Origin of the sequence: Streptomyces sp. SUK 48 (assembly GCF_009650765.1) — a bacterium.
Classification (GTDB): Bacteria; Actinomycetota; Actinomycetes; order Streptomycetales; family Streptomycetaceae; genus Streptomyces.
Window position 1 is genome coordinate 7439992 of record NZ_CP045740.1, and the last position, 19991, is coordinate 7459982.

The following is a 19991-nucleotide window of genomic DNA, read 5'->3' on the forward strand; positions in this document are numbered from 1 at the left end:
GAGGCCCCGCTTCCCCTCCCCACCGGCGCGAGGGCGGAGGCGGACGCCCGGTCCGGGTGGACGGCGAGCAGGGCAGCCCCGCCTCCCACCCGAGCCGCCTCCCTACCCGTGCCGCCTCCCTACCCGGGCCGCGGCGCGCTCCGGCGGGCGCGCAGGTGCCGGGTCTCAGCCGGGCAGTCCGGTCAGCCAGTCGATGAGCAGGCGGTTCGTCTCCTCGGGGCGTTCCTGCTGGATCCAGTGGCCGCAGTCGTCGAGCAGCTCCGAGCAGACCAGGCCGGGCAGGGTGACCGGGAACGCCTCGATGGCGCCGGCCAGCCAGGACAGGGTGACGTCCTGGGCGCCGGCGAGGAACAGCGACGGCTGGGTGAGGGGAGCGCCGTCATGGGCGGCGAGATCCGTCCAGTCGCGGTCCATGTTCCGGTAGCGGTTGAGCGGCCCGGTCAGCCCGGTCCGCTCGAACTCGCCCGCGTAGAACTCGAGTCCGCTCTCGTCGAGCCAGCCGGGCGGCGGCCCGGCGGGGCACCGGTCGCGCAGGGTGCCCCCGGGGCTGACGAGGTACGGGGCGGGCTCGCCGGGTCCGGGCATGGTCCCGGCGGACAGGGCCCGGTAGAAGTCCGCGAGCCAGCCGCGTACATCGGGCTCGATCTCGGCCTCGGCGCGGCCCGGCTCCTGGAAGTAGGAGATGTAGAACTCGCCCTGGTCACCGCCCATCCGGGCGAAGAGCTCGGTGGGCCGGGGCCCGCCACGCGGGGTGTACGGCACGCTGAGCATGCCCACCGCCCGGAACACCTCGGGCCGCAGCAGACCCGAGGTCGAGGCGATGGGGGAGCCCCAGTCGTGGCCGACGACCACCGCCGACTCCTCGCCGAGCGCGTGCACCACCGCGACGTTGTCCGCCACGAGTTCGGTCAGCCGGTACGCGTCCACCGCGGCAGGCTTGGAGGACCGGCCGTAGCCGCGCACATCGATGGCCACCGCCCGGAACCCGGCCGCCGCGAGGGCCGGCAGCTGATGGCGCCAGGAGTACCAGGACTCCGGGAAGCCGTGCACCAGCAGCACCAGCGGCCCGCTGCCCTGCTCCACGAGATGGATCCGCCCGGTCTCGGTGGACACCAGGCGGTGCGTCGGTTCGGTGGCGTGTGTCATGAGCCCTCCCATGGGCTGTCGGGTGAACCCGGGCCGTCGAACGAACCCGCTGTCGGGTGAGCCCGGGCTGTCGGGTGAAGGGGATTTCAGGCCGTCTCGCGGTGCAACGAGGCGACGGCGTGCGCGGTCGCGGCGCCGATCGCGGCATTGATCGCGGCCTCGTCCGCGCCCGTCCGCGACCGGGTGAAGACGGCGGCGGCGTACCGGCGGCCGTCCGGATACGAGACGACGCCCACCTCGTTGCGTACGATCCCGGCGAGCCCGCCGCTCTTGGCCGCCACCCGCACGGGCGTCCGGAACCCGCTCGCGATCCGGTGCCGGGTGAGCCGGCGGGCCATGACGGCCCGCACGCGTGCGCAGGCTTCGGCCGGCCCCGCCTGCCCGCTCCACAGGAGCCGCAGCAGCCGCACCATGTCGCGCGCCGTCGTACGGGTGCCCGCGCCGGGGGCCAGCGCGCGCGTCGCCGGCAACTTCTCGTCGGCGGCCGCCGATTCTGCCGCTGAGGCCCCTTCTGACCAGGCGACGAGGTCCGCCCAGCCCGCGCGGCCGAGGTCCTGGCCGATGGAGTCGAGCAGGGTGCGCACATCGGACCGGACGACCGTGTTCCGCAGCCCGAGCCGCGCGGCCGTCGCGTTCAGGGTGCCGACCCCGAGCCGGTTCATCAGCGCGTCGGTGCACGGGTTGTCGCTGATGGTCAGCATCAGCACGACCATGTCCCGCCAGGACAGCGCGACATCGTCCTCCAGCAGCGACAGCCCGACCGGACCCGGTGTGCGCCCGGCGGCGCCCAGCACCACCCGCTCCCGCGGATCCAGCCGGCCCTCGGCGAACCAGGTCTCCGCCACCGGCGCGACCAGCACCTTCATCACCGACGCGGGTACCACGAGTTGATCGGCGCCCAGCCCGAATTCCCGCTCTTCGTCCAGAGGTTGGACGAGCAGCGTGCCCGTGCACCCCGCCCGCTCGAAGATCGCCCGTACCTGGTCCTCCGTCATGAAGACGATCTTCCCAGGCCCGGCTCCTCCGTCACAGGCGCCCCAACAGTTGTTTCGTGAACGTGAATTGGCCACTGGGGAAGTACACAGCGACGTCATAGGGAAAACCCTCGATTGGTCCCCGTGCTGGTGACATGGACGGTTCAAGACTGTCATTCTCCCAGCGCACGCTGATCCCCCACGAGCGCACCACGGATCACGGTCCCGCACAGCACCGCCCACCGGACAGCAGACCCGGCTGTCCGGTCCCTCACCGGCCGCGACCCGGCGGCCTCCGCAGAGGAGTAAGAGTGAGACCCCACAGACCCCTTTCTCACGGACGCCTTCCCCAGGGACGTCTCTCCAAGCGGGCCACGGTCGGAGCCGCGCTGCTCTCCACCGCGGCCCTCTTCGCCGTCGGCATGCAGGCCGGCCCGGCGACCGCCGCGCCCGCCGCGCACCACCTCAGCCCCCTGCGCGTCGGCGCCCTGGAGGCCAAGCTCAGCCCGGCCCAGCACAAGGCCCTGATCCGGAGCGCCCAGGACAAGACGTCCGACACCGCCCGCACCCTCGGCCTCGGCGCCAAGGAGAAGCTGGTCGTCAAGGACGTCACCAAGGACGCCGACGGCACGCTGCACACCCGCTACGAGCGGACCTACGACGGTCTGCCCGTCCTCGGCGGCGACCTCATCGTGCACACCCCGCCCGCCTCGCTGGCGGCCGGCACCGTGAGCGCCACGTACAACAACAAGAACAAGATCCAGGTCGCCTCGACCACGGCGACCTACACCAAGGCCGCGGCCGAGGGCAAGGCGCTGAAGGCCGCCAAGGCCCTGGACGCCGAGAAGCCCGCCGCGGACAGCGCCCGCAAGGTGATCTGGGCCGGCAGCGGCACCCCGAAGCTTGCCTGGGAGACCGTGATCGGCGGCTTCCAGGACGACGGCACGCCGAGCAAGCTGCACGTCATCACCGATGCCGCCACCGGCAAGGAGCTGTACCGGTACCAGGGCATCGAGACCGGCGTCGGCAACACGCACTACAGCGGCCAGGTCTCGCTGACGACGACCCAGTCGGGCTCGTCGTACACCCTGACCGACAACACGCGCGGCGGTCACAAGACGTACAACCTGAACCACGGCTCCTCCGGCACCGGCACCCTGTTCTCGCAGAGCAGCGACACCTGGGGCGACGGCACCAACTCCAACGCCGCCACGGCCGGCGCGGACGCCGCCTACGGCGCGCAGGAGACCTGGGACTTCTACAAGAACACGTTCGGGCGCAGCGGCATCAAGAACGACGGTGTCGGCGCCTACTCCCGGACGCACTACGGCAACTCGTACGTGAACGCGTTCTGGGACGACAGCTGCTTCTGCATGACGTACGGCGACGGCTCCGGGAACAACGACCCGCTGACCGCGCTCGACGTCGCCGGCCACGAGATGAGCCACGGTGTCACCTCCAACACCGCCGGTCTCGATTACTCGGGCGAGTCGGGCGGCCTGAACGAGGCGACCTCCGACATCTTCGGCACGGGCGTGGAGTTCTACGCGAACAACAGCTCGGACCCCGGTGACTACCTCATCGGCGAGAAGATCAACATCAACGGCGACGGCACCCCGCTGCGCTACATGGACAAGCCGAGCAAGGACGGCGGTTCGGCGGACAGCTGGTACTCGGGTGTCGGCAACCTCGACGTGCACTACTCCTCGGGTCCGGCGAACCACATGTTCTACCTGCTCTCCGAGGGCAGCGGCACCAAGGTCATCAACGGGGTGACCTACAACAGCCCGACCTCCGACGGTGTCGCCGTCGCCGGCATCGGCCGGGACGCCGCCCTCCAGATCTGGTACAAGGCGCTGACGTCGTACATGACGTCCAGCACCAACTACGCCGCCGCCCGCACCGCGGCGCTCAACGCGGCCGGCGCACTCTACGGCACCAACTCCGCGCAGTACGCGGGCGTCGGCAACGCCTTCGCGGGCATCAACGTCGGCAGCCACATCACCCCGCCGAGCAGCGGCGTGACGGTCACCAACCCGGGCAGCCAGTCCTCCACCGTGGGCACGGCGGTCAGCCTCCAGGTCCAGGCGAGCAGCACCAACAGCGGCGCCCTGACCTACAGCGCCGCCGGCCTGCCGACCGGTCTGTCGATCAACAGCTCCACCGGTGTGATCTCCGGTACGCCGTCCGCGGCCGGCAGCTACAGCACCACCGTCACGGTGAAGGACTCCACCGGCGCGACCGGTACCGCCACCTTCTCCTGGACCGTCAGCACCAGCGGGGGCGGCGGTTGCTCCTCGACCCAGCTGCTGGCCAACCCGGGCTTCGAGTCGGGCAACACCGGCTGGACCGCGAGCAGCGGCGTCATCACCACGGACAGCGGCCAGGCGGCCCACGGCGGCTCGTACAAGGCGTGGATGGACGGCTACGGCACCTCGCACACCGACACCGTGTCCCAGTCGGTGACGATCCCCGCGGGCTGCAAGGCGACCCTCTCCTTCTACCTGCACGTGGACACCGCGGAGACCAGCACCAGCACCGCGTACGACAAGCTGACGGTCACCGCCGGTTCGACCACCCTGGCCTCGTACTCGAACCTGAACAAGGCGACGGGCTACGTCCAGAAGACCTTCGACCTGTCCTCGCTGGCGGGCCAGACGGTCACCCTGAAGTTCAACGGCGTGGAGGACTCCTCGCTCCAGACCAGCTTCGTCGTGGACGACACGTCCCTGACCACCAGCTGATCAACCGCACCGCCTGAACACGAGGGTCCCGCTCCCCGGCCGGGGAGCGGGACCCTCGCACGTGGTCAGTCCAGCGGACCCAGCGTGAGATACGCCTGCTGCGGATCACCGTCGTTGACCAGCGACTCCTGGTTGCCGACGTCGTCGAAGGCGAACGCGTACGCCTTGCCGTCGGACATCCGCGCGTGCACCGCCTTCGCGTACTGGTTGGTCACCGCGTCCTGGTAGAAGTCGCCCGGCGTGTTGTCCGGTGCCTGCGAACTCACCAGCAGCGTCGAGCGGTTGAAGCCGGCGCACAGGGTGCGGGAGATGGGCCCGCGCACGGCGTCGTTGGGCGCGTCGAGCAGCTTGTGGCAGCCGAACACGCTGTCCGCGTCCGGCTTCTGGAAGCTGGTGACGACCGCGCCGGAGGTGTCGGTGAAGTTCATGACGTTCCCCGAGACCCGGCCGTAGAACTTCTTGTCCGGCTGATCGGCGAACGGCGTGACGGTCAGCGTCGACGAGGCGTACTTCTGCCAGACCCGGTTCACGTAGTCGTCCATCGCGCCGGCGGGCAGCGCGCCGGTCTCCACCCCGTACAGCGGCGACAGCGCGCGCAGCACCGAGCCGTCGGAGCCCGTCTGGATCAGCCCGGACCAGCCGCCCGGCTGGGCGCGCAGGGCGTCGAAGAACCCCGGCCAACCGCCCTGCTTGAGCTGCCCGGTGGTGCTGGTGCTGCCGTCGGCGCGGCGCACCCCGACGGAGTACGGTGCCGAGAACATGTCCACCTGGGTGCTGTTGAGCCACAGCCCGGAGTCGTTGAGCGTGTACTCGGACCAGTTGAAGAGGATGTCGTGGTTGGGGTCGGACGGATTCTGCACGGCCGGCTGCACCAGGCCGCCGGTGGTGAGCTTGAAGACGAGCTTCTGGCCGTAGGAGAAGTAGATCCGGCCGGAGAACTTCGGGATGCGGATCGTGGTCGACTGCCCGGCGGCCGGCCCCGGGATCGCCGCGTCCGGCGCGGGAGTCGGCGGATTGCCGCCGGCCGGCCAGGCGTGGAAGGCGCCGTTCGCGTCCGCCCAGCCCTGCTGCCCCGAGGACAGCTGGGTGCCGAGGTCGTAGAGGTAGACGGGCTGGGTGCGGCCCGAGTTGTTGGTGATGGTCAGCGCGATGGTGTCCGGTACGGCCGCCCCGGCGTGTTGGGGGACGCCGAGGGCGAGCGCTCCGCCGACGAGGGCGGTGGCGGCGACCAAGGGCAGCGCGTGTCGGGTTCGGGTGTGCGGCACTCTCCGCCTCCGTGTGGGGTTCGGGGTCGTACGGACCTCTGATCTCCGGTCCGTACCTGTCTGAGAGCGCTCTCAGACTGGTGCCGAAGTCGTACCCGTGTCAACGATTCCGGCGTGAAATCCCTTGGTGCGGAGGTCACTTCGGACCCGCCCGGCGCCCGCCGCGAGGCGGGCGCCGTGGGCCGGTGCCGAAGGGTATGGAAAGCCGGAGGGCGCGGAAGACCGGAGGGCGCGGAAGGCCGGAAGGTTCAGAAGGCGCGGTCGAGCAGGGCCAGCAGCGCCGCCCAGTGGCGCTCGTCGGCCTCCCGGTCGTACGCCGGGGTGTCGGCCTGGGTGTAGCCGTGCTGCGCGCCCGGGTACACCTCGCAGGTGTGGCGCACCCCGGCCGCGTCCAGCGCCTGCTCCAGCTCGCGGATCTGCTCGGCCGGCATCGACGCGTCCTGGTCGGCGAAGCCGAAGTACAGCTCGGCGGTGACGGCACCGACCCCGAGGTGCGGGCTGTCCGGGGCGTCCGTGACCAGCTTGCCGCCGTGGAATCCGGCCGCCGCGGCCACCCGGCCGGGGTGCGTGGCGGCCGTGCGCAGGGCGAGCCGGGCGCCCATGCAGTAGCCGGTCAGCGCGACGGGCCCGTCGGTGACGAACGGGTTGTCCGCGAGGAAGCCGAGATAGGCGTCCGCGTCCCGCCGGGACTGCTCGGGGGTGAGGGAACCCATCACCGGGCCGATGCGCTGCCAGAGGGTCGGGTCGGCCGCCGGGTCGATGAACTCCGGCAGTTCGCCGAGCGGGGTGGTGCCGTGCCGGTAGAAGACGTTGGGCACCAGGACCGTGTAGCCGGCCGACGCCAGCCGGTCGGCCATCGACCGCAGCTGGGGGCGCAATCCGTAGGCGTCCTGGTAGAGCAGCACGCCCGGGTGCGGCTCGCCGTCGGCGGGATGGGCGAGGTAGGCGTCGGCGGTGCCGTCCTCGGTCGGGATCTCGACGGATGCTCCCTGTACGTCGGTCATGATGACGGTCCTCCTGGGGGAAGGGCGGGCGGGCGGCGGGTGCCCTGCCGGGCCGCGGGTGTGCCCATGTCCTGCGCGAACGCGCGGGGCGGGCGGGCGGAACTCATGCTGCCACGCACGATCCAGGCCCTCGCGGGGCGGTCCGCCGAACCGCCCCGCGCCGTCACTCGAACCGTGAGGTGTCGCCCGCGCCCCGCCGCACGATCTCCGCCTCGCCCCCGGAGAAGTCGACCACCGTGGTCGGCTCGGTGCCGCACTCCCCGGAGTCGACCACGGCGTCCACCACATGGTCGAGGCGGTCCTTGATCTCCCAGCCCTGGGTCATCGGCTCCTCCTCGTCCGGCAGCAGCAACGTGCTGGACAGCAGCGGCTCGCCCAGCTCGGCCAGCAGCGCCTGGGTGACCACATGGTCCGGGATGCGCACCCCGACGGTCTTCTTCTTCGGGTGCATCAGCTTGCGCGGGACCTCGCGGGTGGCCGGAAGGATGAAGGTGTAGCTGCCGGGGGTGGACGCCTTCACGGCCCGGAACACATCGTTGTCCACCCGCACGAACTGCCCGAGCTGGGCGAAGTCACGGCACATCAGCGTGAAGTGATGGCGGTCGTCCAGCCGGCGGATGGCACGGATCCGGTCCACGCCGTCCTGGCTGCCCAGCCGGCAGCCGAGCGCGTAGCAGGAGTCGGTCGGATATGCGATCAGCGCTCCCGACCGCACCGCGTCGGCGATCTGCGCGATGCTGCGGGCCTGCGGGTTCTCGGGGTGCACGTCGAAGTACTTCGCCATTCGCCGAGCTTATGCCGTCTCCGGGGACGACGCGGGCAGCGGGGGCGCCCCAGGTGGCCCGGGCCCCGTGCGCGGCGGCGGCGCGGGACCCCGCGCATGGTCGTCGCGCGGGCCCCGGGGCGAGGCGCGCGGGACGTCGGCAGCCCGGGAATCCCCGGAAAATTCCCCCATGCGCCCCCGGAAAAATCTCCCGGTGTATGCCCGGGGTTCCCGGGCACCCGAACCGTGAGCCATCCGGAGCCCTTCCCCCCCGGCCCCGGAGGCGTTGCCTCCGTCGGCGGCCCCACCCCCCGGGCCGCCGGCGGAGCCATGTCCGGCCGGACGGGACCGCCAGGTGAACCGTCGGGTAACGTCCCGCTGCGAACATCGGCCGACAGGGAAGACAGGAGGGGGACACGTGGCCCGCCGAGCTGAGGAGGAGCCGGTGTCCCGGCCGTCGTACGGGACCGACAGCGCCTGGGCGCGCGAGCTGCTCGACCAGCTGCGCCCCGCGGGGCGCGATCTGAACCGGCTGGTCGCCTGGCTCGCCCGCAGCACCGGGTCCGCCGTGCACCTCCAGGACGCGCGCGGCGCCCTCCTCGCCGAGGCGGGGGAGCGGCCCGCGCTGGACCCCGCCGTCGTCGCCGACGTGGCCGCGGGCCGGGTCTCCGCCGCCGCGCTGGAGGACGGGACGCGGCATGTGCGCCTGGTCGGCATCCGCCACCCCGGACCGCACCGGGCCGCCGCCTCCGCCGTCCTGGCCGTGGCCCGCACCGAGCCCTTCGACCGGCACACCACCGACATCCTCGGGCACACCGCGGGCGTCCTCGAACTCCTCTTGCGTGAGCGCGAGTTGACGCAGGCCGGCGACCGGCTGCGGCGGGCCGCCGCCGATCTGCGCCTCGCCATCCTGCAACTGCTGATGGTGGAGGACATCGTCTCCGCCCGCCGGGTCGCCGCGGGGCTGTGGCCCGGACTGCTGGAGAAGGACACCGCCCGCGTGTACGTCGTCGAGGGCACCGCCGCCGAACGCGACCGGCTCGCCGACGAGTGCGGGGCGGCCACCAGCGGCGGCGCCCTCGTGGTCCGCTGCCCGGCGATGGACGAGCACGTCATCGTCCTCGGCCCGGCCACCGAGGTGGAGGAGCGGCTGCGCTCCCTGGTCGCGGTGCGGCCGGGCACCTACCTCGGCGGCAGTCCCCGCCAGCGCCTCGCCCTGACCGCGACCGCCTACGGGCAGGCCGTCACCGCGCTCGCCGTGGCCCGCTTCAGCCCGGAGCGGACCGCCGTCTACGCCGAACGCATCCGCCCCGCCCGCCTGATGGACCCGGCCGCGCTGCACGCCTGGTCGGCCGCGGTGCTGCGCCCGCTCGACACGCTGCCGTACCACGTGCGCGCCGAACTGCTCGCCACCACCCGGCTGGGCCTGGAGTTCACCGCGGTCAGCACGGCCAAGGTGCTCGGCGTCAGCCGCAACACGGTGCGCGCCCGCATGGACCGGGTCGCCGCGCTGCTCGGCGCCGACTTCTCCGCCCTGGCCGTGCGCGCCGTGGCGCACATCGCGCTCAACACCGAGGCGGCGCACGGCCCGTACGACTCCGAGGGCCACGCACCCGCCGCGCCGGCCGGGTTCGCGGACCTGCTCGGCGGGGACGCGCTGCGCTCCTGGGCCGAGGGGCTGCTCGGGCGGCTCGACGCCGACGGCCGGGATCTGCGCGGCACCCTGCGCGCCTGGCTGGCCGCCGACGCCAACGCCGGGCCCGCCGCGACGGCGCGGGGGGTGCACGCCCAGACCGTACGGGAGCATGTGCGGGCCGCCGAACCCGTACTGGAGCGCCGGCTGCTGGCCGGGGGCACCGATCTGTACGAGGTCGTCCTCGCCCACCTCGTCACCGGTGAACTGCCCGTCCCCGCCCTCGGCCCGGCGAACCGGGAGCAAGTGGACGCGGCTGTGCACCGGTGAGTGCTACGCGCGTCGCGCCGGGCACCGGTGCGCTGGTACGGACCGCGCCTCGCACGTAAGTTCACTTCCAGCGGGGCACGACCGGGACGGGGGGCCGGTCGGGGCCCCGCGCCTCTTTTCCCCCGCCCGGCCGGTGGGTTCTCCTGTTCGTCCGACGGACGGAGGGCCCCGTTCGGGCGATGCCGTCACCCGACCCGGTGAGCCCGGCGTACCACCGGCCGCCCGGGGACGTTGCCCCGGCAGGAGCCGCTGGGAGGACCGGATGCCGCGGGGGGATCGGATGGAGCGAGTCGAAGGGGTCCGGCCGCCGCGGACCCGGGAGCCCGTCTACGACCGGCTCGTCGCCGAATGGCGGGCGCAGGGGCGGGCGGTGCCCACCGGCCCGGAGGTGCCGTGGACCTCGCTCGCCGGTCTCGCCGACCTCGCGGGCCTCGCCCTGCGCGTCACCCGGCCGGACCTCGAACCCGGGCGGCCCGCAGGAGTCGTACCGCACCTCCCCGGCCCGCTGTCGCCCCGTTAGGACTCCCGCGGCCGGGGCGGCGGTGCGGCGAGGACCGTCAGGGTGCCGTTGGCCTGCCGCAGCGCGTCCTCCAGGCTGCCGGGGGAGTGCAGGGTGCCGGTGCCGTCGGGCGGTACCAGCCACTCCAGACAGCGGGCGGGCCGGTAGGGCGGCGGTACGGCGACCCAGGAGCCCCGGGTCGCGTAGCGCAGCCCCGCGCCGACCCAGCCCCCGTCCGGGTCCGGCGGCAGGAAGAAGCCGACCCGGCCCGCCGTGAGGTCCACCAGGGTGGGGCCCGGCACCGGCAGCGCGGGCCGCCACAGCAGGTCCAGGGTGAGCAGCCCCAGCCGCTCGGGGACGCTCAGCACGTCCCAGAAGCGCCCCGCCTCCAGCAGTGCGATCCCCTCCCCGTGGTCCCACTCCCACTTGCACGCCCGCGGGTCGGCCGCCGACGCCGCCAGCCACTCCACGCCCCGCATCCACATCGTGTTCGTCATGCACTGCTCCGCGTTCTCGGGCACTCGGTGCGTTCGCACAGCAACCCGGCATATGCATGCTCGTAGATATTTCTATGCGGCGGAAGGGGTGGCGCGGCCTGGCGTTTGTGGCGACGCGTTCGAACTTCGCCTGTCGGTTCGTCAGCCGGGCGAGGGGGAGGCGTCACCCTCCCGAGGCGGCGGGCCGACGCGGCGCGTGATTCGGGCGTCCCGGCGCGGTCCGGGGGACGGCGTCAGGCGGGCCGGTCGCCCGGGGCGGGCGACAGCACCAGCATCGTCGCGTCGTCGCGGACCTCGTAGCGCAGCCGCGCGAGGTCGGCCCACACCGCGGTGGGCAGCTCGCCGTCCCGGGTCTCCGCGAGCGCGGCCAGCCGCTCCGGCAGCGGGTAGAAGACCCCGGCGTCGTCCCGTGCCTCCCAGACGCCGTCGGAGGCCAGCAGCAGCCGGTCGCCCGGCTCCAGCGGCACCGTGACCTCCTTCGGCGGATCGGCGCCGGCCAGGCCGATCCCCAGCGGGGTGCCCGGTGCCACGGCGACCTCCCGCGCGCCGCCCTCGCGCAGCAGGACCGGCGCCGGATGACCGCACGCCACCACCCGCATCGTGCGCGCGCCGGCCGGGAACTCCACCAGCACCGCCGTCGCGAACAACTCCCCGTCCGGTGTGCCCGCCGCGTCCGTCTGGAGCCGGCGGTCCATCCGCGCCGCCACCGACTCCAGGTCCCGCTGGTCGAGGACCGCCTCGCGGAACGCGCCCAGCAGGGACACCACGGTCGAGACCGCCGTCAGCCCGTGCCCGCGCACATCGCCCATCACCGCCCGTACGCCGTACGGCCCTTCGCGCACGTCGAAGAAGTCCCCGCCCACCAGCGTGCCGTTCTCCGCCGCCCGGTAGAAGCCCACGCAGCCGATCCGCCCGACCCGCTCGGGCAGCGGCGGCATCACCGCCCGCTGCACGGCCTCCCCGATCGTGCGCTCCACCTGGAGCTGGGCGTCGCGGCGGCTGCGCACGAACGACACGAACACGCTGAGCAGGGCGACGAAGACGATGGTGAGCAGATCGGTGTTGCCGGGCCGGTTCAGATGGGTCACGGGCACGTTCAGGGCCACGACCACCAGGACGCCGAGCACGGCGGTGACCAGCGGGCCGTACGACAGGACGGCCAGCGGCGGGATCGCGCCCAGCAGGAAACCGAGGTCGGCGGCGTGCTCGGTGACGGTCGAGGCGACGGTCACCGCGACCAGCAGCAGCACCGGCAGCAGCCGGATCCACCACGGCGGTGGCGCGCCCCGCAACCAGCCGCGATCCTCCTGGCTCCCACGCGACGACCAAGCGCGCACCGATCGCACAGATCCACGCTACGCCGCCCCGGGCAGGAGGGCCCGTCGGCCGCTCCCCGCGCGCCGGCGGAACTCGCCGGAGGCGGTGCGGAAAACCGATGGACGCCGGCCCAGCGGCCGGGTTAGCGTACGACCGCACATCCGAGACGGACGAAGGAGGCGAGTGTCATGACCGCAGTCAGCATGCGCTCCCCCCTCCCCGTCGCCCGGGTGTGCCAGGTCTGACCGGGAGCGCGTTCCCGCCGCGAGGTCCTTCGCGGCATCTTTCCCGGAGGATTCCTTGACCGATCTGGTCATGCGCACGCTCGACGCGAACAGTGCGCACCTGTTCCACACCATGCCCGACCCGCTGGCCCTCGCCGAGAAGCACCGGCTGGTCACCTTCCGCCCCGAATGGCAGCGCGTCGCCCTGCGCGACGGCCGCACCGTGGCCCGCGCCGCCTGGTGGGGGCGCGCCGAGGACACCGAACCGCTGCTGATCAACTGGCTGGACGTGGCCGAGGGCGAGGAGGCGGCCGGCGCCGAACTGCTGCGGACCGCGCCCTGGCACCCGGACGAACTCGAACTCGACCTGCCCGGCGGCTGGCGCGACGACCCGGCGCAGCGGGCCGCCGCCGACACCCGCGCCGCCGCCGCGCGCGGGGCCGGATACGCGCCCCTGGTGGAGCGCTTCCTCTACCGCTGGACCCCGGACCTCGGCCTGCCCGAACGCCCCGGCCGCCTGGTCTTCACCCCGGAACCGGACGACGCCGTCTTCCTCGGCCTGCTGCGCCGGATCCACTCCGTCACCCTCGACGCGCACGCCCGCCGGGCCATCGCCGAGGGCGGTGTCGAGCAGGCCGCCCGGGAGGAGCTGGACCTCTTCCACTGGATGTCCTCGCCGCGCTCCTGGTGGCAGATCGCCCGCACCCGCGCCGGCGACCCGGTCGGCATCCACATCCCCGCCCGCAACCCGTCCGGAGCCTGTGTCGGCTTCATCGGCGTCGTCCCCGAGCACCGCGGCCACGGCTACGCCTACGACCTCCTCACCGAGTGCACCCGCTTCCTGGCCGTCGAGGGCGCCGAGTTCATCGGTGCCGCCACCGACCGGTCGAACTTCCCGATGGCCGCGCACTTCGCGAGGGCGGGCTATCCCGTCGTACGGGAGCGGGTGAACTTCCGGTCCGACGGCGTCGCCGGTGCCGGGTGATCGACGAGGCCGGCTTCCCCTGGCCGAACGGCGCGTTCACCTACGAGGAGATACGGCGCCGGGTCACCCTCGCCTCCCCGGAGGGGACACACTTTCCAAGATCGACGGGTTCATGCCTCCGGCGGGGAAATTCCTTCCTTCGGGGGCACTTGGCCGCCTTTTCCTCACCGGATGCCGGCGCCGAGCCGATAGTGGAGCCGCCGCCGGGCCCCGGTCCGGCGGTGTTCTCGCGCACCGTATGACCGGAGGGGAAAACACCATGGCCACCACCGAGGCGAACAACCGGGTCGAACTCGTCTTCTCGCTGTTCGACGCCAACGGCAACGGCGTACTGGACCCGGGGGACTTCGAGCTGATGGGCAGGCGGGTGGTCGAGGCCGTGCCCGAGGCCGGGGACGGCGCGAAGCACCGGATGGTCGAGGCGTTCCAGGGCTACTGGGACACCCTGCGCACCGAGCTGGACGCCGACGGCGACGGACAGGTCAGCCCCGAGGAGTTCAACGCCATCGTGCTCGACCCCCAGCGATTCGACGTCACCGTCAACGAGTTCGCCGAGTCCCTCGCCGCGCTGGGCGACCCGGACGGCGACGGCTATGTCGAACGCCCCCACTTCGTCGCCCTGATGACGGCCATCGGTTTCCAGCGCCCCAACATCGAGGCCCTGTTCGACGCCTTCGAGCCGGTCCACGGCGACCGTGTCCCCGTGGTCACCTGGGCCGACGGCATCCGTGACTACTACCGCCCGGAGAAGTCCGGCATCCCCGGCGATCACCTCACCACGGGTACCGCCCAGTGACCCACGACCCGAACACCCCCGTCGTCGGACTCGCCGTGGGCCGGGGCACCGGACCCGAACTCGCGGACGTCTTCGAGCAGGTGCTCGGCGCGCTGACCGCCGGGCACCCGGGCACCGTGACCATCGAGCGCTCCCCGCGCCTCTACCACTCCTACCACTCGTTGCGCGGCGAATCCGGCATCGCCCGGATCCGCGAGCTGACCGCCGCGGACGCCGACCACTACGAACGGTTCTGCCGCACCCGCGCCGAGCGGGGCACGACGGCGGTCTTCCGGACCGCCGTCAACGCCCAGTCCCTGTACCTCGTGCGCCGCCGGCTGCGCGCCGTCAAGGTGGACCTCCTCGGCGCCGACGGCCGCTCCCTGCTGCTGGTGCGCGACCAGGCGCAGGGCTTCTACACCGGGGAGAACGCGCACACGCCCGGCGAGATCACCCGCACCATGACCTTCGGCCGGGAGATCACCCGCAGCGTGGTCCGCTACGCGCTGCGCCGGGCCCGGCAGGAGTGGCCGGACGGGCGGATCGGCCGCGTCGTCATGGCGTACAAGTTCCACCTCCTGGACGGCGCCCTGGACACCTGGGTGAGCGAACTCGCGGCGGAACTCGGCGTGGAGATCGGCCTGTTCCAGCCGGACACGGTCAACCGCAACCTCATCACCCACGGCCTGCCCGACCGGACGCTGCTGATCGCCGGGAACGAATGGGCCGACATCATGCACGTCATGCTCCTCGACCGGTTCGGCTCCGACCGGCAGGAGAACCGTTGCACCGAGAACGTCTTCCTCGACCCCGCGCTGGCCGGACTCACCGAATACCAGACGGTGCACGGCTCCGCCGACGACATCGCCGGCCGGGGCCTCGTCAACCCGGTGGCGACCATCCGGGCGGCCGCGCGCGTCGCCGAGGGGCACGCCGGACGCACCGGTGCGGTGGAGGTCGTCGAGAAGGCGCTGCGCATCCTGGAGGAACGGGGCATATCCACGCCCGACCTCGGCGGCCGGCACTCCACCACCGCCGTGGCCGACGCCCTGCTCGACGCCCTCGACCCGCCCGGCGCCGGGACCCCGGCGGACGCCATCCTGGCCGGCGGCTCATGACCGGCCCGACGGGGGAGCGGACGGCCCTGGTCGTCGTGGACGTGCAGAACGACTTCTGCACCGGCCCGATCGCCCTCGGCCGCTTCGGCGGTGACCCCGCCGTCCTGGACGCGGCCGTCGCCGGTACCGTCCGGGCGGTGACCGCGGCCCGCGCGCGCGGCGTGGAGGTGGTCTTCGTACGGTTCACCGGCGACCCCGAGCACCAGGGCGCCGCCTGGCGGTCGCGGGACCACGCCCTCGGCAAGCGGCCGAAGTGCCTGGAGGGCTCCTGGGGCGCCGAGTTCCACCGGGTCGCGCCGGGGACGGGCGAGCGCGTCTTCACCAAGCGCGCCCGCTTCGACGCCTTCCTCGGCGAGGGCTTCGAGGACCACCTCGGCGCCCGCGGCATCGGCCACCTGGTCCTCGCCGGGGTGTACGCCGACGTGTGCGTGGACACCACCGCCCGCACGGCGTTCCAGAAGGGCTTCCATGTGACCGTCCTGACGGACTGCACCGCGGCCCTGCATCTGCCGTACGACGACGTCCTGCGGTTCATGCGGGTCGTCTACGGCGCCCGGACGACCACCGCCGCCGACCCCGCGGCCTGGACCGCGCCGGCGCCCGGGCCCGGGGAGGTGCCGTGCATACGGCCGGCGGGCTGAGCGCCGGGGTGGCCCGGGGCGTGGGCCGCACCGCCCTGCTGGTGGCCGCGGCCCGCGCGATCGAGACGCATCGCCCCGACGCGCTCGCCCGGGACCCGTTCGCCGAGCACTTCGTGCGCGCCGCGCCGGCCTCGGCGGGCTGGCCGGTGCGTCCGGGACAGGTGCCCGACGGGGACGCCGACCCGCTGTGGGGCAGGCTCGGCCGGTACTTCGCCCTGCGCACCCGCGTCCTGGACGACCATCTCCTGCGCTCCGCCCACCTGGGCGTGCGTCAGGTGGTCCTGCTCGGCGCGGGCCTGGACTGCCGGGCGTACCGGCTGGACTGGCCGCCGGGGCGCACGGTGTACGAGGTGGACACGGCGGAGGTGCTGGCCTTCAAGCAGACGGTCCTCGACCGGCTCCGGGCCGCCCCCGCGGCCGAGCGCCGCCCGCTCGCCGCGGACCTGCGCGAGGACTGGGCCGAGGTGCTGCTGGCCGCGGGCTTCGACCCGGCCGAACCCACGGCGTGGCTGGCCGAGGGGCTGCTGCTGTATCTGCCGGCGGCGGCCGAACGGAGCCTCGTGGCCACGATCGACCGGCTCAGCGCGGCGGACAGCACCCTGGCGTACGAGATCAAGGACCTCGTCGAGTCCCCGCAGGTGCGGTCCAGCCCCGTCTACACCACCACCCGCCGGCGCATCGGCATCGACCTGCTCGCCCTCTTCGACGGCGAGCCCCGCCCCGACTCGGCCGCCGAACTCGCCTCCCTGGGCTGGACGGTGACCACCCGCACCCCCTACGACTTCACCCGCCGGCACGGCCGCGGCCCCCTCCCGGAACCGAACGACGCCCTGGCCGCCAACCGCTGGATCTTCGCGGCGGCGCCGAGGGCCCGGGAGCCCGCGAGCGGACCGTGCGCCGGGGCGCCCGGGGCTACTTTGGGCGCGTCGCCAGGCGGGCCTCCGCCGCCGCCAGTATCTCCGTGACCCGCAGGCCGAAGGACGCGTCGCAGGGATGCGGGCGGCCGGTCTCGGCGCAGGCCAGGAGGGCGTCGGCGGCCCGGGTGAGGGCGGTGACGGCGTCCTCGGAGGCGGCGGGCATGACGGAGACCCCGGACGTGCCGCGCAGTTCGTACTCGGTGCCCGCGGCCGCCGGCGGAACCGTCGCGCTGAGGGTGACCGTGCTGGAGGCCCCGCCGGCGTGGTCGAGGACCAGGTGCACGGTGTCTCCCGGACCACGGCCCGCCGCGACCACCTGGGTGACGTCGCCGAGGATCGGCATCAGCACGGACAGCGCGTGCGGGCCCAGGTCCCACAGCGCGCCCTTCTCCTGGCGCCACGGAGAGGCCGCGAAGGGGCTGTCGGTGGTGAACACCGCCCCCAGCCAGTGCGCCCGGGCCGTGAACCAGCCCGTCGCAGCGGCTTGTTCCTCGATCCACGCCTGCGGCTCCTTCTGGAAGCGCGCGGTGAAGAACACCACCGAGGCCACCCCGGCCCGCTCCGCCTCCTCGGCCACCGCACGCGCGTCGGCGACCGACAGCGCGAGCGGCTTGTCGAGGAGCAGATGCCGCCCGGCCCGCGCCGCCCGCACCGCCAACGGGGCCTGCACGGACGGCGGCAGCGCGACGGCGACCGCGTCCACGTCGGCCAGCAGCGCGTCCACCTCGGCGTACGGCCTGCCGCCGTGCCGCTGTGCGAGCTCGCCGGCCGCCTCCGGGCGACGGCCCCACACCCCGGCGAACTCCAGACCGGGGTGCCCGGCTAGGGCGGGGGCGTAGACCGCCCGCGCCCAGGGGCCCGTTCCCAGCAGTCCGATGCGCATCTGACGTTCCTCTCTCCGAACCGGTCCCCGTGTCCTCAACAGCCCGCGCCCGTGGCCGCGTCGGCGCATCCGTCCGCCGACAGCCCGTCCCCCGTGAGCCATTCGGCGATGGTGGCGGCGATCGGCTGCCCGGTGTCCATCTCCACGAACCCGAACTGTCCGGACTGGTTGCACTCCAGGAACCACCAGACGCCGTCCGCGTCCTCCGCGAAGTCGAACGCACCGTACGCCAGTTCCGCCCCGCGGAGATAGCGCAGGACGCCCTCGGCGACCCGCGCGGGCACCGCCACCGGCAGCCACGGTGACACGGAGGGGGCGAACCGCACGTCCACGTCGTCGGGATGGGCGTCCGGGGCCACCGGCTTGCGGGCCGCCAGCAGGGTGTCACCGACGGCGGTGAGCCGGATGTCGGCCCGCTTCACCACGCGTCGCTGGAGCAGCGTCGGCCCGAAGGCGACCGCCGAGAAGTCCGTGTCCGGCGCCACCCTGCTCGTCGGCACCGCCCGCGGCGGCTCCTGCGGATGCGCCCCGGAGACCGGCTTGACCACCAGGTCGGGGTGACGCTCCGCGAACTCCCGCGCCGCCCGCGGGAACGTCGTGATCAGGGTGGGCGGCACCGCGAGTCCGCTGTGCTGGGCGTGCCGCAGCTGCCAGGGCTTGTACCGGGCGCGGCGGGCGGCGTCCGGATGGTTCATCCAGCGTGCGCCGGTGCAGCGCAGCATGCCGTACAGCGCCTGCGCGGACTCCTCGGTCAGCCAGGCGGACGGCTGGGCGGCGCGCGAGGCCGCCGCCCCGGGCCTGCGCACCCAGATGGAGCGCAGCCCGTCCAGGTCCACCAGACGCCCGCCGACGGACAGTTGCCCCTGGCAGGTGCCGTGCGCGTACTCGCCCGACAGCGCGACCCCGGCGGTCAGATCGGCGGGGTCGAGCCGGACGACGGGCACCTGGGCCTCGCGGAGGCGGAGGACCACCATGTCCGCCGTCACGTCTTCTTCACTGGTCAGGATGAGCACGGTCATCGTCTGCGGGTCCGTGGTTCAGTCGTCGAAGTGCGTCTTGGAACCGGCGGTCGAGGTCGTGGTCCCCAGCGCACGCAGGGTCGCGTGGTCCGTCGCGGCGATCCGCCCGTCCGGGAGCACGTTCAACTGCAGTCCGGAGTCGTACGCGTACGGAACGGTTACTTCCAACTGCACAGCCGGGCGCGCGTAGTTGAGCGTGAACGGTTGCATGGTCTCTCCCTGGTTCGGCTTTCACGTCCTTATACGATTCGAACGGGTGATTGGTTTCCTTACGCTGCGTGACCATGACGCGGACGGGTGCGTTCCGCCGCGGTGCCGGACGCCCCGCTCACACAGCGAGTGCCCCGCGCGCCACGGACAGTGCCTGCTCCGCGTATCCGCGTCCGAACAGCACCGCGTGCACGAGGAGCGGGAAGAGCTGGTGGACGCCGACGCGTTGGCGCCAGCCGTCGGCGAGCGGCGCCGACTCCCGGTACCCCGCGAGGACCTGGCCGAGGTGCGGGCAGCCGAAGAGGTGAAGCATCGCCAGGTCGGTCTCCCGGTGTCCGCCGTGCGCGGCCGGGTCGATGAGCCGTACCTCGCCGTCGGTGCCCCACAGCACATTGCCGTTCCACAGGTCGCCGTGCAGCCGCGCGGGCGGCTCCGCGGGCCCCGCCAGCTCCGGCAGCCGGGCGCAGAGCCGCTCGAACACCGCCGCCTCGCCCGGCCGCAGCGTCCCGCGCTCGACCGCGCCGCGCACATACGGCAGCACCCGGTGCTCGGCGTACCAGCCGGACCACTCGGTGCCCTCGGCGTTGCGCATGGGCGCGAGCCCGATGTACGCGTCCCGCGGCCCGCCGGGCGGCGCCGACCCGAAGCGGGGCGCGCCGGACGCGTGCAGGGCCGCGAGGGCCTGACCGAAACGGAGCGCCGCCTTCGCGTCGGGATTCCCGGTCGCCACCCGCTCGGTGACCATCCAGCGCTCGTCGTGCCCGAGCACCTCCGGCACCCGGACGGCGCCCGCGGCGGCGAGCCAGTGCAGCCCCGCCACCTCCGCGCGGACCGCGCCGGGGGCGTCGGCGCGCTTGACCATCACCGGGGTGCCGTCGGCCAGCAGTACCTCCACGGGCGACCCGGACATCCCCGGCGCCGCGTCGACCGGGCGCCCGGTGAGCCGGGACGCCGCCTGTCCAGGATCCTCGTCTCGCGTGACCACGGCTTCAGGGTACGGCGCACAACACCAGGTCAGGAGAGGCTACTTCGACCGTTACTACGACG

General features: G+C 73.4%; 19 protein-coding genes. 8 read left to right on the forward strand and 11 right to left on the reverse strand.

Annotation, left to right across the window (positions count from 1 at the left end):
* Positions 1–165 precede the first annotated feature (165 nt).
* Together GHR20_RS32995 and GHR20_RS33000 are read right to left on the reverse strand one after the other, a co-directional pair.
* On the reverse strand, positions 166–1146 hold the full coding sequence (locus GHR20_RS32995; protein WP_161215216.1) for an alpha/beta hydrolase: 981 nt from the start codon (positions 1144–1146) through the stop codon (positions 166–168).
* An 86-nt stretch (positions 1147–1232) separates the two neighbouring features.
* Complete coding sequence (locus GHR20_RS33000) at positions 1233–2141, reverse strand: serine hydrolase (RefSeq protein WP_194859052.1); 909 nt, start codon at positions 2139–2141, stop codon at positions 1233–1235.
* A 401-nt stretch (positions 2142–2542) separates the two neighbouring features.
* Between GHR20_RS33000 and GHR20_RS33005 the strand changes: the two genes are divergently transcribed.
* Positions 2543–4864 carry a M4 family metallopeptidase gene (locus GHR20_RS33005; protein WP_153816232.1) on the forward strand — a complete coding sequence of 774 codons (2322 nt, stop codon included), beginning with the start codon at positions 2543–2545 and terminating at the stop codon, positions 4862–4864.
* A 65-nt stretch (positions 4865–4929) separates the two neighbouring features.
* Here GHR20_RS33005 and GHR20_RS33010 read toward each other — a convergent pair whose 3' ends face one another.
* The 3 genes from GHR20_RS33010 to GHR20_RS33020 all read right to left on the reverse strand — a co-directional run bounded on the left by GHR20_RS33010 (position 4930) and on the right by GHR20_RS33020 (position 7917).
* Positions 4930–6129: a glycoside hydrolase family 64 protein gene (locus GHR20_RS33010; protein ID WP_148025884.1), complete on the reverse strand. Its 1200-nt coding sequence runs from the start codon at positions 6127–6129 to the stop codon at positions 4930–4932.
* Positions 6130–6377: 248 nt separating this feature from the next.
* Positions 6378–7133, reverse strand: a complete 756-nt coding sequence (locus GHR20_RS33015) for a dienelactone hydrolase family protein (RefSeq protein WP_153815268.1) — start codon at positions 7131–7133, stop codon at positions 6378–6380.
* Between the two features lie 163 nt (positions 7134–7296).
* Positions 7297–7917 (reverse strand): L-threonylcarbamoyladenylate synthase, encoded by a 621-nt coding sequence (locus GHR20_RS33020; RefSeq protein WP_161215174.1) that lies wholly within the window; start codon positions 7915–7917, stop codon positions 7297–7299.
* 397 nt (positions 7918–8314) lie between these two features.
* Between GHR20_RS33020 and GHR20_RS33025 the strand changes: the two genes are divergently transcribed.
* Together GHR20_RS33025 and GHR20_RS33030 are read left to right on the forward strand one after the other, a co-directional pair.
* Positions 8315–9859 carry a helix-turn-helix domain-containing protein gene (locus GHR20_RS33025; protein ID WP_153815269.1) on the forward strand — a complete coding sequence of 515 codons (1545 nt, stop codon included), beginning with the start codon at positions 8315–8317 and terminating at the stop codon, positions 9857–9859.
* A gap of 280 nt (positions 9860–10139) precedes the next feature.
* Positions 10140–10379 (forward strand): hypothetical protein, encoded by a 240-nt coding sequence (locus GHR20_RS33030; RefSeq protein ID WP_194859053.1) that lies wholly within the window; start codon positions 10140–10142, stop codon positions 10377–10379.
* Here the strand turns inward: GHR20_RS33030 and GHR20_RS33035 are convergent.
* The gene (locus GHR20_RS33035) at positions 10376–10855 is read right to left on the reverse strand and encodes a hypothetical protein (protein ID WP_111582617.1); all 480 of its coding nucleotides are present in this window, start codon (positions 10853–10855) and stop codon (positions 10376–10378) included. The two genes, GHR20_RS33030 and GHR20_RS33035, sit on opposite strands and share 4 nt — an antisense overlap.
* A gap of 233 nt (positions 10856–11088) precedes the next feature.
* Positions 11089–12147 carry a PP2C family protein-serine/threonine phosphatase gene (locus GHR20_RS33040; protein ID WP_243878196.1) on the reverse strand — a complete coding sequence of 353 codons (1059 nt, stop codon included), beginning with the start codon at positions 12145–12147 and terminating at the stop codon, positions 11089–11091.
* Between the two features lie 325 nt (positions 12148–12472).
* On the opposite strand from GHR20_RS33040, the gene GHR20_RS33045 reads away from it, so the two are divergent.
* The 5 genes from GHR20_RS33045 (at position 12473) to GHR20_RS33065 (ending at position 16880) form a co-directional block, all read left to right on the forward strand.
* Positions 12473–13381 (forward strand): GNAT family N-acetyltransferase, encoded by a 909-nt coding sequence (locus GHR20_RS33045; RefSeq protein WP_153815272.1) that lies wholly within the window; start codon positions 12473–12475, stop codon positions 13379–13381.
* Between the two features lie 259 nt (positions 13382–13640).
* Positions 13641–14177 (forward strand): EF-hand domain-containing protein, encoded by a 537-nt coding sequence (locus tag GHR20_RS33050; protein WP_111582620.1) that lies wholly within the window; start codon positions 13641–13643, stop codon positions 14175–14177.
* Complete coding sequence (locus GHR20_RS33055; RefSeq protein ID WP_153815273.1) at positions 14174–15274, forward strand: isocitrate/isopropylmalate family dehydrogenase; 1101 nt, start codon at positions 14174–14176, stop codon at positions 15272–15274. The genes GHR20_RS33050 and GHR20_RS33055 overlap by 4 nt, the downstream gene beginning before the upstream one ends.
* Complete coding sequence (locus GHR20_RS33060; RefSeq protein WP_153815274.1) at positions 15271–15915, forward strand: isochorismatase family cysteine hydrolase; 645 nt, start codon at positions 15271–15273, stop codon at positions 15913–15915. Before GHR20_RS33055 ends, GHR20_RS33060 begins: the two co-directional genes overlap by 4 nt.
* Entirely contained in the window at positions 15894–16880 is a 987-nt protein-coding gene (locus GHR20_RS33065; RefSeq protein WP_243878197.1) for a class I SAM-dependent methyltransferase, read from the forward strand. Before GHR20_RS33060 ends, GHR20_RS33065 begins: the two co-directional genes overlap by 22 nt.
* On the opposite strand, the gene GHR20_RS33070 is transcribed toward GHR20_RS33065, so the two are convergent.
* The 4 genes from GHR20_RS33070 to GHR20_RS33085 form a co-directional block, all read right to left on the reverse strand.
* Complete coding sequence (locus GHR20_RS33070; protein WP_153815275.1) at positions 16828–17715, reverse strand: Gfo/Idh/MocA family oxidoreductase; 888 nt, start codon at positions 17713–17715, stop codon at positions 16828–16830. The two genes, GHR20_RS33065 and GHR20_RS33070, sit on opposite strands and share 53 nt — an antisense overlap.
* A gap of 35 nt (positions 17716–17750) precedes the next feature.
* On the reverse strand, positions 17751–18734 hold the full coding sequence (tgmB, locus tag GHR20_RS33075; protein ID WP_153815276.1) for an ATP-grasp ribosomal peptide maturase: 984 nt from the start codon (positions 18732–18734) through the stop codon (positions 17751–17753).
* An 18-nt stretch (positions 18735–18752) separates the two neighbouring features.
* On the reverse strand, positions 18753–18944 hold the full coding sequence (gene tgmA / locus GHR20_RS33080) for a putative ATP-grasp-modified RiPP (protein WP_046416733.1): 192 nt from the start codon (positions 18942–18944) through the stop codon (positions 18753–18755).
* A gap of 118 nt (positions 18945–19062) precedes the next feature.
* Positions 19063–19854 carry a fructosamine kinase family protein gene (locus GHR20_RS33085; RefSeq protein ID WP_243878417.1) on the reverse strand — a complete coding sequence of 264 codons (792 nt, stop codon included), beginning with the start codon at positions 19852–19854 and terminating at the stop codon, positions 19063–19065.
* Positions 19855–19991: the final 137 nt, after the last annotated feature.